Here is a 13,776-nt window from a genome sequence, read left to right on the forward strand (position 1 = left end):
GTTCAATTTTCGTTGAGGGCGATATACTTTGAAAAGGCAGCTGCGTTCTCAAAATTGACAACCTCTGTTAAATGCCTATTTGAGCAAAAATACATTACAAAATTAGTTTTATAATTATATTCATTTTAAGTTAATGCTTTGATTGTAATGCGTATCTGATATATTAATATTTGTAATCGTTTATCAAATAATGCGCAACATCAAATATTGTATTGCGATTTATAAATATTAATTTTTTGTCATTAGTCGACATTTCTTATTTCTTTGAAGGGAATCATTTATGAGTTTAATCGAAATCTATTCAAGCCTATTAGTTCATATCGCAGAGCAACATGATACGTGGAGTGTGACGTCTGAAGAAGCACCTTGCACTATTACTCGAGTTGAAAGTGAAGGGACCCTTCCTTTATCAATCGCTGTACATGGCAATGAGGAAAAAGCGCACTTACTTTTTCATGTATATGATGATGAAATATTAAAAAATTTAGCTCACAGGTATTTAGAACTTAAAAATGAAAGCGATATTCGTAATAAAGAGAGCGATTCTGACTTTATTCTTATGATCGATTCTGATGGTTTCGCTGCTGTGTATAGTGCGGTTGAAACACCTCATGAGGATTTTACTTCTCAGTTTGAAGTACTTATTCAAAAAGCAGAAAAAACCCTCATCAATGCAATAAAATTAGCCCACAAAGAACTTGAGGAGTTCGGGAATTCAAGCTCTTCTTCAGCGAATAGTATTATAGGGCCTGTGACAGGAAAGCTAACCGTGGTGGAGGTTCTTGACAAGTATTTTGAACACCATGGTTATGCGAACAAACATGATAAAGAAAATAAACGATATATATTTGGTTTTGAAACAAGCGTTTATATGAATGAAGAAAGTTATCCTAATTTTCGCATTATTATCAGCTATTCTGATGACAGTTTATTGCGTTTTAGCACACCTTGGCTATATAAGATTGACTTTAGTAAAGCATCATATCATTTTATTGCTTCGATTATAGCGTGGTATCAGTTTGAATATAAATTTTTAGCAATGTCACTTGACCCTAGCGATGGCGAATTAAGAATATCTATTGATATTCCTATTGAAAAAGGGGAAATACACATCACTCAAATTCATCGTATAGTCACTTTTATTCAGTCGTTTGTAGAAGAAACTTACAAAGAGCTCTTTTCTTTAGTGTTGACGGATAGCGAGGCTGCAGAAGAAAAACTGAATAAACTCATTACAAATTATAATAAAAAGAGAGAGAGTGCTGCCTGGATAAGCAAGACCAAGGAAAAAATGATTGGATTAAGTGAGGAACAAAGAAGAGCAATTGAAGCGATTCTAGAAGAAAATCAGGATAAAGCGGCCACTGAAATGGGTGGAATATAATGAGCGCTAAAGCTGAAAATAGTATGTCGTATCAATTTAAGCGAGCTATTTATAGCCCTGTTGGTGAGTTGATATATCTGACTCTTTTTTTTGGGACTATTACATTAGCTTTCTTTTGGTTAACAATTAAGTGGGAACTATTACCCGCTTCTCTAGTAAAGCCTTATTTAACACAGGAAAATACAGGGCTTTTTGATGCGCTAGGTGGATGGGCATTAGGTTTTGCAGGGGCATTAGTTGCGATCCGTATAGCGGGGGTCGCAAAAAAAATTCAAGAGAATGACTCTATTAGAGAACATGTAAACCTTTTAGGTAAGCATGTTGAACGTGTGTCTGAACTTAACTCAAAATTGACGCGTTCTACTGTGGATGCAAAAAGAGCGTGTGCAGCTGTGTTGCTTCATGCTAAAAATTTAAATGATTTAAACAAATTGAGTAAAGTATCTCACTTAATGAACTCAATAGATAAAAATAGAACAGATAAGGGCATGGTGGAAGTAAACGAGCAACGTCATCGGCAACAGCAGGAAAAACTTCAGACGAAACTTGAGGAAAAACTTGAAATACTAATTGATACGATTGACGAAGCATTTAAGGATTCGGTTTATCGCTCTGTATTGCAGATTGTTTCAAGTGAATATACTGAAAAGGCAATCGTATTTTCAGATGAAGATTTCACGAAGAAATATTTTAACTCTACAGAAACACGAAAAAACCTTATAGCAATTGTTGAGGAAGATAATGTTTTTTTTAATATTCTAAAAGTCATTGGTAGTTTAGGGACGAGGAACTTTGGTATTGGATTAATGGAGTTGCGCTCAACGCTATTATTTGAACACTTTTATAAAGACCTTATGCGCATAACATCTTTTCAACAAGTGGATAGCGAATCCGGCAAAGAGCCTATCGAAATTGCGGATGCAGCTTGGCTTTTTCTTGGTTTGCTGATATCTAGAAGTAAAATTGATGGTGGCAGAGAGAGTAATAATGATGGGTTTATATTAATGGCTTTAATGCTGGGTTCTTTGCCGACAGAAAAATCAATAAAAACTTATTTAGATACTAAAAAACCTGAAGTTGTGAACGACTATTCCTCAGCGGGACGAGCTTTTATGGAAAGAGAAGTCGATGAGTTAGCTAAGCGCATGTTTTTTGTCAAAGGTAAGGAGTTATCAGATATTGTTAAATTGATAAAGATGTGTAATGACAATTTGGGTTATCTAGATGTATTAACTAAAAACACTGGGATAAGTTTAGAGGCTGAATCAGTTGAAGATGATAGAGATGCTAAAAATAATAGAGATGCTATAGAATCTCCAGATAGTCATTTAGATAGTAGACAGAATCAACCTGTAAAGAATGAAAAAGCTATGTTAACTGGTATGAGTAAAGATAAAAAAAGCGGAGATTAATTCATCAACGCCCACTAAAATAAAATAGTGGGCGGTTCGATATGGCCGCTCTGAATTTAGTGGTGTTTAGCAAACTATGGCAAGCCCATATGTGTTTACTTCAATTTCGGCTAGTGGATGGTGATCACTGTATTTCTTCAGTCGCGGTGTTATTTTTTAAAAATTTCAGCTCTAATACGCCTTCGTTAATGTAAGAAAATATAACGATCCAACCAACGACTGAAATAAAAGACGCTTTAATGATCCAAGGTAAGAGCCAGTCTCCACTATTCCATAACATATGTGAAAGTGTTGCTATTAGAAAAACCCTCACAAAAGTATAATTAAATAACATACTTACCATAAACGGTCTGCCCTCCTTAACCTTCCATAATGCAGCGCCTATCATACCGGTCCAAATTATATGCCCAAAAGGTGACAAGACTCCTCGTAAATTAATATTGTCTATCATTGAGGTATAATTCTGACTTAAAAGGATTTCAAACGCATATCCAGCACTTTCAAATGAACCAAAACCACACCCAACAGCAGCTCCAAATAATAAACCGTTTAAAATATAGGGATACCTGACTGCATTTGCTATTAATAGAAGTGCGATTAATTTCCCTGGCTCTTCAGCTAAACCTGCAACAGGTGGGCCTAGCCAGTTTAAGTCAGAAGTTAATTGGAACATAAGTAAAGAAAAAATAAGCGACAGTATCCCGCCTTGTAGAACGAGTTTAAACACTTTTATTAATGAGACATTCCTTGGCACGTTTGTCTCGAAAAAGAAAACGAGTACACTTAAAGGCATTGCAAACGTGCCAACAAAAATTAAGCCGGGCAATAGTTTAATATTTTCCCAATATTCAAATGAGTAAATAAAGCCAAAGTAGGTTAGTAGCATCAATCCAAAAAGCCGAATAAATAACCAAGGTCTTGGGAATTCGGATGTTATTTCATTGATATCAGGTGTTGTTGTCACCGTTCCAACTGAATAATACTCTTCAAGCTCTTCATCATTTCTTTTCTTAAACACATCAGAGAAAAGTAGTTTGATGTTGAAGTCCGCCAGATCTTTAGTGCCCGCAAAGGAGGTAACATGCTGACTTAATGTCGCTCGGTTTTTGAACAACGTTTTTTTAGCTGTTACATCTCCTTTTGATGCAAAACGATTACTTGCATCCTCATTATCCATTACATAGCAGATAATGCCTGCTTCTAACATCGTCTCAGACATGTACTGGGCTTTTTCATGAGTTAGATCCTTCTTTAATACATAGCTCCTGCCATTAAAATATTGCTCAGCCTTAGTGACTGAAATATTAAAGAGTGATGCAAACTCATTAATAGTTTTTTCTAGATTTTTATCAGGGGCAATACCACCTTTAAAAACGAGTTTATAAGTATATGCCATCGACCTATCTCGTAAATAATAGTTTTACAGATGGTGTTACGGCGAGACTAATTTCCATACCTACGCTTTTCATACTTCTGATGTTAACTTTTCTCTGTAAATCAGCACTCATTTTGATTGCGCGAACTAACATTGCCACGACAGGTTTATCTTTAACTTTCTCTTCTAGTTCTTCCATTGATAGCGTCGTTTCACTGTTCATTTTAATAATGACATTAACCTTCGGTGATACACCGACTTCCATCTCAAGATCTTCAATAATGTAGCCCGCATTCTCTAGATAAGGTATTGATGAATTTATTTGTACTACAGATTCTTGTAGTTTTACCATACCAATTGTTTGCGCTCTTTTGAGTTGCTCAAATGCCATTTTTTGTGCTTTTACAGTAAAAGCATTAGAGCTAATAAAGCTACTTGTTTCCTCTTGAACAACATAAGCCCCCGACATTAAATCATGGAACCCTCGACGCTTAGGGTTGAAGAAAATGCTTATCGCTGATATCAAGAAAAAGGCGAAACCGACTAAGAATACAATGGATCTTATGAAGGCGTTAAGTAAGTTTAATGGAGCCGAGTGTTCATCTATTACTTTTATTTTTAATAACCTTGCACCAATTGTTTTTCCGCCTGATAAATTGCCAGTCATCAGCGTGAAATAAACAAGACTTAACACAAATCCAAGGTATTTTACGCTTTCAAGTGTGGCTGGAAAAAAGGTCAGTATCAAATACGTAATGATAAACGTAAAGACCATCGTTATTAGTTGATCAACGCACAAGGCCGCGACACGTTTCCACGGTTTTGCTATTAGAAAGGTGTCTACTTTTATTGTGTCATTTTCATTGGCTGATTCTTGGGCTGCATCCGCTTCTATGGTTGAAATGTCTTCAACGACGGCAACAGTTTCAATTTCTTCCTCTGCGGCTAAGTCATCTACTTCTTCAATGTCTTCAAGATTAAAAAGGTCTTCATTATTATGTTTAAATTGAAGCTCAACTTTTCCCCCAAATTTTATAATAGCCTGTTCAATTTTATTGGCTTTTTCTTCGTCCAAATCCGTAAAAAGAACGAGATCATCTTGCTTTAAATAGCCGATGACATCTGCTTTAGATGCGCCTGGGAAACAACGCTTAATTACACCTGCAAGGCTAGCGATATTATTTTTATTACTGATCCCTCTGTAGATAACATCACACTTCATCATATATTTCAGTCCCTTTAATATTTTAGTTCGCAATAGAGTTTTATTAGCTTTATTTGGCTTATGAACAGGCGCTCACAAACGGGTATCTTCAATCAACAGTTACGCTAAGGTGAAGTCACTTGAGTTCTTAAGTGGTTTGCTTTTCTCGCATCAATAGCAATCATAGTAGAGCGCTATTTATCGCATTTAGTTTTAGATGAAACTCAAACAGCAGAGTTAAGCTTATTTCACTTGTTCCTATCTTTATTGGCGTGCACGGCGAAGCATAACAACCGGTCTGTTAACAAATGTGATAGCGCGCTAGTTGTGTCTTTAAATTTGATAACGCTCTAGCGTTTGATACTTTTTAAAACAGCGGGTACATATTGGATAGGGATAATGGGAAATGAATATGTTTTACTTCCATGTCAACTCATCGTCCAATTTGATAAGTACTACAACTGACTAACCGAGAAATAGTATACATTCCTACCGTGTATTTCAAATAAAAATTTATAGTGCATAGGTAATCCCCCCTAAAAATAATAGAAGCCAAATGTAGAATTTTCTCTTATTGTAAATACCGGGGAAAACTATGAAAAAGCACATTTTACGGACAGCCAAATCCTTGCCATTTTAAAACAAGCATAAAGCGGCGTGCCTATTCCTGAGCTGTGTCGCGAACATGGCATGAGTAATTCAACCATTTTATAAATGGCGCACCAAATATGATGGTATGGGCGCCTCATTAATGGCGCGAATGAAAGGGCTTGAAGATGAAAATCGACGTTTAAAAAAGATGTAAGCTGAAGAGCGTCTCAAAGCTGAGGTTATTCAGGAAGCAATGGCAAAAAAAGTGGTAAAGGTTTCTGAGCGAAAACTACTTTGCACACGAAGTCATTTACGCGAATAAAATGAGTATATCATTAGCCTGTCATGCGTTTATGATCAGCTAAACATGTTACCGCTATACGCCTAAACTGTCTGATAAAAATACAAAAAAAGCGGCGTTACAATTTGATAAATAATGTAGTTTAAGTGCTTTATACCTAATTTTATAAATATACTGCCTACAATGCCTTATTTTAGATCGTCAATAAGATAATCAGGCATATAGTGTGTCTCTTGAGAATATTTGGTTAAGATAATTTCCTATAGCTCTGCGGTAATGCCAAGACAATCCACTTGGAATAATTGGTGATGATACCGGCTCGTCTAATTATAATTTTAAGCTTGGAATGTCACATGCTACATTTATTGAAACGTATTTACTCGAGCGCGGCGTTTTGCAGTTTCAAATTAAAGTGGGCTCTGTGTCTAAAGCTAATAGCCACTTAAAACCATACGCGCGTACTTTTCATTTAAGCTACTAATGGCACTCGGCCCTTTAAACCCCACACTATGGGGGCTCATTTACAGGTAGTTACATGTCTATAATTGATACTTAATCATGGATTATCGTGTAGCTTGTACCACTTATGGAGTGATTTTGTTGGGGTGTGCTATATTCCGCACGAATTTAAATCATTACTATTTATTTTTAGCGCCTTTTAAGTCTGTATTTCCACTGTATTTAGAGTTCTTGAGGAACCATAGTGACAATAATTAAACGCTTACCCATCGGGTTCTTATTTATATTCGGGGCGACTTCTCTCATTTTTTCTGCTGCTATTTGGTCTCAGTGGAATAATTTAAAAAATATTCATGCTGAACGGCAATTATCCACCGTAACTAGGTTTGCAAGTAGTGTGGACTCGTTACTTAGTTCGCAAGAAATAATGATGTTGTTACTTGAGCAGTCTATTGTTAATGGCCATGGGCTTATTGATAGCGAAAAAATTGGAGCTAAATTTGAGGAACTTCTTAACGCGAATCCTGATATAGCTATGGTGGGAATTTCAAATCTGAAAGGTGAACCTCAATTAGTGAGACCGCACATTGAGATAGACCCTCGCTTTAATTTATTGGATTATGACGAAACACGCGATAGCTTTTTAAACGCTTTAAATAGTGACCATATGGTGCTTGGGCGCACGTATCGTGTAGATGGGCAGCTTATTATCCCCTTACGTAAAACATTACGGTCAGAGTCCGGTGAGCCTGTCGCTATGATTGCCATCGGGCTTAGAGTTACGGATGCAAGGCTGTTTAACAACCATCAGCATTATGCCGCCTATAATACGCTGACTGTGTTACGCGATGATGGTTATCGCCAATTCATTTCTTCCCACTTTGATTACCCCAGTGCTTACACAAATAAGCCATTCGTTTTTTCTGAGAAAATAGGAAAATCCGTTCCGCTAGTGGATGCTGTTGTTAGCCAATACCCATACAAGAAAGAGTCTTTTGAACCGTATCTTTTTTACAACAAGCGTGCTCAAGTTGTTATCGCTCGGCTTGATACCTATGGTTTATGGATCAAGTCCATAATATTTAAAAGTGACATTATATCCCTCTTAATTACGCCTTTTTTAATTCAGTTTTCACTTTTTATCTTCATTAATTTAGCCGCACTTTACATTATTCGTTTAATGGCCGCTAAACAACGACAAAGAGACAATGACTTTTTCTACCAAGCTCACCATGACGAATTAACGACACTGCCTAATCGACAATACTTCACAAAACACATGAGTGACTGGTTCAAGACAAGTCAGAAACCATTTGCGATGATTTTAATTAATGTCGACCACTTTAAATTAATCAACGATAGATATGGCAACTTGTCGGGCGATCGCGTTCTACAAGAGGTAACGGCTCGACTCAAAAAGTTAGAATGCACTAATGAACTCCTTATTCGCTATGCCGGTGATGAATTTATCATTTTAACGAGCGTTACACATACGTCCGAGCTGCACCGTAAAGCATCAATCATCATTAAGGCAATAGCGTTACCCTTTAAGATTGGGGAAAGTGAGTTGCGTCTTGGCTGTAGCTTAGGCATTGCTAAAGCACCCGAGCATGGAAAAACATTAACGCTGCTTTTACGTTCTGCAAATATTGCGATGTATAACTCAAAAAAAGAAGGGAATACGTTTAATGTCTTCACTTTCAGCATGGCGCAAACTTACATGGGTCGTTTGGAAATAGAAGAGCGCTTACGTGTAGCTGCTGAGCTTGAGTGCTTTTACATGGTGTATCAACCGCAAGTAGATGTAAATAACACCCTATACGGCGTTGAAGCTCTCGTAAGATGGGAAGATGAGAAGTTGGGCTTTGTACCCCCTGATAAATTTATCGCCATTGCTGAATATTGTGGCCTAATGCCAAAAATTGGTAACTATATTATTGAAACGACATTGAAAGAAATGAGTGCATTGCAAAAAAGCTTAAATTTAACTTTTCAAATAGCAATCAATATTTCGGCTCAACAATTTTCCCACATTGATTTTATTACGATGCTTAAACAGTCCATTAACCGCCACAATATTGACCCAAAGCGAATTACTATTGAGATCACTGAAAGTCTTTTTATCGATGATATTAATAAAGTGCTCCCGATACTTAACCAGCTTCGTGATGAAGGCATTTGTATTTCACTTGATGATTTTGGTACGGGTTATTCGTCTTTAAATTTGCTTCGCACATTACCCATAGACGAGTTGAAAATTGATAAGAGCTTTGTGGATGATATTATGCATGATGTTCAATCGTTGAAAATGGTGCAAAATATTATTTCAATTGGTAAAAATCTAAACTTGACGTTACTTGCAGAGGGCATCGAAACTGTTGAACAGAAACAGTGTCTTATAGAGTATGGTTGCGATTTATTTCAGGGCTTCCATTATTCGAAACCGTTATTATTAGTCGATTTGTATGAATATACTTCCGAGAGTAAAGAGGTATCCAATCAATTATCTTACAATTCACAGTAAAGAACTACACGAATCATTCGTGTAGTTCTTTACTGATAAGGGATATGGCTGAAGACCTGGCTCACCCCATAACAACATTAATAAATACGCTCAATATCGATTTTTTGGTATTAATCTCACGTCGTAAAGATCAAGGGATTTCCTCGTGATTTTTTATGAGACCACTACTAATTAAACGATCCAGTCGCGTTGAGTTTCACGATAAGTAGCCTCTTTGTAACTATCTATCCACGCCTTTAACACAAACTTCAACCGGTTGTTGTTGTTGTTGTTGTTGTTGTTGTTGTTGTTGTTGTCAAGATCACTTTCAGTAGGCGTGTATTGAAACGAGACGTCGTTTTCATTTGGCCATTNGTAAATCTACGCGACCGTTGAGGTTTAACACTTGTCCTTCGCATATATAGTCGTGCCCACTTCAACGAGATGAGGTGCACGTATCTGCTCCATCACTGGCCTTTGGGATACTGGACGCGCATAGTAACGAGCTTCTGACCATGCCTGCTCACCCGCTATCTCCGTTGGTGTACTGAATCTAAATCGACCCAAATAAGCGCTTACTCTCCTTTGGCTATGAATGACTGTGCAGGCGCACCTTCAAATCATGTTTCACCCTCATCATGCGATCATTGAGCTTGTCCGTCATACGCATTTATGTATCCTTGTAAGCTAGAAGCGTGGTTAGCTTTATATAATTCAGTCCTAATAGTTAATTACTTTTCACTAAGTTCAATGACTGCTGTTAACTGGTTATTGTCGCTATAATTTTCGGCTAAGTTACTTAGGCTGTTGGTGTATTTCGTTTGCCGTTAGCTCAATGAGTAGTGGCGTTTTTTGAGAGCAAAGCAAATCACTATAGTAATTAGATAAATATTCAGGGTGTGATATTAATTAAAATTTTTTTAAGTGGGGAGGGCGCATTGGTATTTTTATCCATTCCATGACTACTCAAAACACTGGTCGTATTCTATTGACTGTTAAAAACGTTTCGTTAAGCAGTAATCAACTTAAAAATAGTATTAATAAGTGTATCGAGAGAAATATATTAATTAAATTTACTGCTCAACGTATTTTAAATCAAGTATGTGAAGGGGAGCTATGAGCGGCTTTTTGTCATATTACATCCTATTTAACGATGTAATAATTGACGTTGATACGGATAAAAACCTTGTGAGTCTTACCCAAATAACCAAATTATAGTTATATAAATTAGCGTCTAATATGTGAAAAAAACAAACTATTTTTGTCAATGTGTTAGCACTTTTTCTATTGTACTCTCTAATCTATTAGCGTTTAAGTTAGTAATAACAAGTGGATAGCATTGATTTGTTAAGTTTTATAAATTAATATTGCAGCTTAATGTTAACTGAATGCAAGGGACTGCGTTAGTTGAAGGTTTTTGAATAATTATTTTCAAATTACGACTTTCTTGCGTTCATATAAAGGAAGATATGTATGAAGTTGAAGCAGTTACTTATATTGCCATTGTGTAGTTTAGCATTGGCAGGTTGTGGAGGTTCGGATGATAAACCAGCCACCAAAGTAGATACCGTCCAAGATACCACGTCCCCTATTATTACACTTACAAATGGTGCTGAAATTGAAGTTGAAGTGAATACAGACTTTGTTGAGCCAGGTTATTCTGTATCAGATGACACTGATGACGACGTATCAGTATCCATTGATAGTAATGTTGATAGTAATGTTCTTGGTAGCTATACCATTACCTATTCAGCAACAGATAAAGCGGGAAATAGCGCTGAAGTAATAAGAACGGTTATAGTCGTTGATACAACAGCCCCAGTTATAACTCTATTAAACTCAGAACCGCTTACGCTTGAGCAAGGAACAGAGTACCGCGAATATGGTGCACAGGCTGTCGATAATTACGATGATGAAGTTGAAGTCATAATTTCAAATAGCATTGATTTGACACAGCCTGGTAATTATACAATTGTATATTCAGCCACTGATAGTTCTAACAATACCGCAACAACTGAAAAACAAGTAACAGTTTCACCTTCGAAAATCACAGTAACGATAGATTCGTTTGGCGATGGCATAGTTGAGCTATTAGACAATGCGAGTCCCTTAATCTGCTCAAGTAGTAATATTTGTTCAGTTGATGTTGAGCTAGGGACTGCACTATCACTAAAAGCAACCCCAACGAATGATTGGCAGTTTTTAAGCTGGCGTGGATGTGAAACTGCGCAAGATGCTAATGTCTGTCAACTAACACCGCAAGGCGACGTTTCTCTATCTTTAACCTTCTCTCCAAATGAATCAGGTGTAGATTTAACCTTAGCTGATAACGTGGTTGTACTTGATGAACAGCAAAAATCATCAATTAGAGATTACAATGAAACAACAGGTGTTATTACGTTTGATGGGAGTACTGATTTAAGTAAAGTGGTTATTGGTAGTATTCTTGTATCAAACGGAATAGATGAAGGGGATGGGTTAGAGAACTTCTTCTTAAAAAGAGTTGTTGAAGTATTGGGTAATCAAGGCTCACTAAGGGTCATAAAAACAGAAGAAGCGACGCTAGATCAATTAATCACAGAAGGTGCAATTGTTTATCAACAAGCATTAACAGCTGAAAATGTGCAGCAGTCATCGTTACCGCAAGGAATGAAAGTACTGACAACACAACAGTCACCGCAAGCACAAAACCAAGTAGCGAGTGCGACTCCTATTGAATTCGTGGTTACAAACCTCATACTTCATGATGCCGACGGTGATATAGGTACTAAGAATGATCAAATCAGTGCTACAGGTGCAATAAAGTTAACTGTAAATCCTGACTTCTCATTAAAAATAGACTTTCCAGCGACTATAAGCCACTTTAGAAGCGTAGCACACATTGATGTGGACAGTGAGCTCGGCTTAGATATTGGTGGACCTGTTAGTGTTGCCGCCTTGAAAAAGAATGTGACACTGCCAATCAGATTCGCACCTATTACACTAGGTATTATTGTCATTCAGCCTGAAGTGCAATTGTCTTTGGTTGCTGATGCATCCGTTGGCGTAACAATAAAACCGCGTTTAGTGGCTAAATTGGACATCGTCGCTGGGGCACAATATACAGAAAGTAAAGGGTTTGAAGGGATCAAAGGGCTTGACTTTAATGTGGATGCAAATGATCCATTTACCACTGTTGAGTTTAAAGCAGAGGCGAAAGCAGGCCCAGAGATTGCCTACTTTAGTCGCTTATATGGTATTGCAGGGCCTGGTGTTGGAAACTCATTAAAGCTAGGCATCGAAGCAATCCCATTAGTAAATAATAATAACTGTGTTTTTGATGTTAATACTTTTCTTGAACTAGATATAAGCTTTAAAGGTTCTTTTAGACTGATCACAAAAAGGTTTGATTACACATCGAGTTTATTTAAGTTTAAAAAACAGATAGATAGCCTCAGCCGCTCATGTGGGGCCTCGGTGCTGAGTGCGCCAACGGAATTAACGGTTACGACAACAGGAAATGAAAGCTTTATAGTTGATTGGGACTTCATTGATAGTGATGCTGATATCAGTTATAAAATTTATAAAGATAGCGTGTTTTTAGAAAATGGCATTTATGAATCACAATACGAAGATTCAAATGTGACTGCTGACACACAACATTGTTATTTTATTATTGCAGAAGATGATTTAGGCAATGAATCACCAGCGTCTAGTGAAGTATGCGCTATTGTTGAAGCGCCAGATGTCACTGCTCCAACCGCGCCAACGCAGTTATCAGCAGAGCCACTGTCATCTACAGCGATTAAATTAACCTGGAGTGGGGCAACTGATGATACAGGCGTTGAAGGGTATACAGTCTATGCATATGATAGTAATACGCCTTATGCTAAGGAAGTGTCAGTAGAGTCGACTGCGACTATTCTTCAATTATCACCTGATACTGAATATTGTTATTCAATAGCTGCTTTTGATGCGCGAGGAAATAGCTCTGAGCTGTCACAATCATCTTGTGCAACAACAAACACGAAAGAAGAGTCTGAATGGAGCATGTATATTGCTTGTACTGGCAGAGAGTATGTTGTTGAGGAGCAGTTTGATTTAGACCAAAACTTAACGTCAGAGGTTTTTGTATTTGGTGAAGCTCAAGATTACGGTGGCGCACAAATGAACTATAGTTTGTTTGGTGTGTACACAGATACTTCAGGTAACCTTAACGGTGAAATAAACTGGTCTTTTGATAATACAAATAGCCTCAGAAAAGATGAGTTTATAGTCGATTTATCTACCGGTGATACAGGCGATGTTGCAATGAACCAGACATTAGTGACTGGGTGTGATGCAGTGATACGATTCGTTTCAAGTAAAGAGCAGGCACCGACGAATATGCCAGAGGTTCGCTCTATTCAAAATAATACAGTAGGAGAAACAATTGGTGGACTTGGATACTAATAAGTCTACCCAAAGGGGCTCATTAGAGCCCCTTAATACGGGTGGAACACTTCATGTTACACACTCAGCGCATGAGTCAGGTGTACACTTAATACTCAAAGCGTCAAAATCAAATA

General features: G+C 37.2%; 7 protein-coding genes and 1 pseudogene. 6 read left to right on the forward strand and 2 right to left on the reverse strand.

What is annotated here, in order from left to right:
* The first annotated feature begins 280 nt into the window (after positions 1-280).
* Positions 281-1,384, forward strand: coding sequence for a hypothetical protein (locus I6F44_RS00790; protein ID WP_121953644.1), 1,104 nt, complete (start codon positions 281-283; stop codon positions 1,382-1,384).
* Positions 1,384-2,796 (forward strand): hypothetical protein, encoded by a 1,413-nt coding sequence (locus I6F44_RS00795; RefSeq protein ID WP_197173129.1) that lies wholly within the window; start codon positions 1,384-1,386, stop codon positions 2,794-2,796. The genes I6F44_RS00790 and I6F44_RS00795 overlap by 1 nt, the downstream gene beginning before the upstream one ends.
* 124 nt (positions 2,797-2,920) lie before the next feature.
* On the opposite strand, the gene I6F44_RS00800 is transcribed toward I6F44_RS00795, so the two are convergent.
* Together I6F44_RS00800 and I6F44_RS00805 are read right to left on the reverse strand one after the other, a co-directional pair.
* Positions 2,921-4,192 (reverse strand): PrsW family intramembrane metalloprotease, encoded by a 1,272-nt coding sequence (locus I6F44_RS00800; RefSeq protein ID WP_197173130.1) that lies wholly within the window; start codon positions 4,190-4,192, stop codon positions 2,921-2,923.
* A gap of 4 nt (positions 4,193-4,196) precedes the next feature.
* Positions 4,197-5,396: an RDD family protein gene (locus tag I6F44_RS00805; protein WP_121953647.1), complete on the reverse strand. Its 1,200-nt coding sequence runs from the start codon at positions 5,394-5,396 to the stop codon at positions 4,197-4,199.
* A gap of 552 nt (positions 5,397-5,948) precedes the next feature.
* Between I6F44_RS00805 and I6F44_RS19570 the strand changes: the two are divergent.
* From I6F44_RS19570 to I6F44_RS00820, 4 genes and pseudogenes are all read left to right on the forward strand, one after another.
* A pseudogene (locus I6F44_RS19570) lies at positions 5,949-6,328 on the forward strand (transposase); the annotation flags it as partial.
* Between the two features lie 285 nt (positions 6,329-6,613).
* On the forward strand, positions 6,614-6,748 hold the full coding sequence (locus tag I6F44_RS19675) for a hypothetical protein (RefSeq protein ID WP_257983176.1): 135 nt from the start codon (positions 6,614-6,616) through the stop codon (positions 6,746-6,748).
* Positions 6,749-6,970: 222 nt separating this feature from the next.
* On the forward strand, positions 6,971-9,250 hold the full coding sequence (locus I6F44_RS19715) for a bifunctional diguanylate cyclase/phosphodiesterase (RefSeq protein ID WP_121953648.1): 2,280 nt from the start codon (positions 6,971-6,973) through the stop codon (positions 9,248-9,250).
* A gap of 1,452 nt (positions 9,251-10,702) precedes the next feature.
* On the forward strand, positions 10,703-13,660 hold the full coding sequence (locus I6F44_RS00820; RefSeq protein ID WP_197173131.1) for an immunoglobulin-like domain-containing protein: 2,958 nt from the start codon (positions 10,703-10,705) through the stop codon (positions 13,658-13,660).
* Positions 13,661-13,776 lie beyond the last annotated feature (116 nt).

Source organism: Pseudoalteromonas sp. NZS11_1 (assembly GCF_015864275.1).
Taxonomy (GTDB): domain Bacteria; phylum Pseudomonadota; class Gammaproteobacteria; order Enterobacterales; family Alteromonadaceae; genus Pseudoalteromonas; species Pseudoalteromonas arctica.

Coding starts and splice junctions, on each gene's coding strand:
- I6F44_RS00790 (WP_121953644.1), top strand. CDS start 281: ATGAGTTTAATCGAAATCTATTCAAGCCTATTAGTTCATATCGCAGAG.
- I6F44_RS00795 (WP_197173129.1), top strand. CDS start 1,384: ATGAGCGCTAAAGCTGAAAATAGTATGTCGTATCAATTTAAGCGAGCT.
- I6F44_RS00800 (WP_197173130.1), bottom strand. CDS start 4,192: ATGGCATATACTTATAAACTCGTTTTTAAAGGTGGTATTGCCCCTGAT.
- I6F44_RS00805 (WP_121953647.1), bottom strand. CDS start 5,396: ATGATGAAGTGTGATGTTATCTACAGAGGGATCAGTAATAAAAATAAT.
- I6F44_RS19675 (WP_257983176.1), top strand. CDS start 6,614: ATGTCACATGCTACATTTATTGAAACGTATTTACTCGAGCGCGGCGTT.
- I6F44_RS00820 (WP_197173131.1), top strand. CDS start 10,703: ATGAAGTTGAAGCAGTTACTTATATTGCCATTGTGTAGTTTAGCATTG.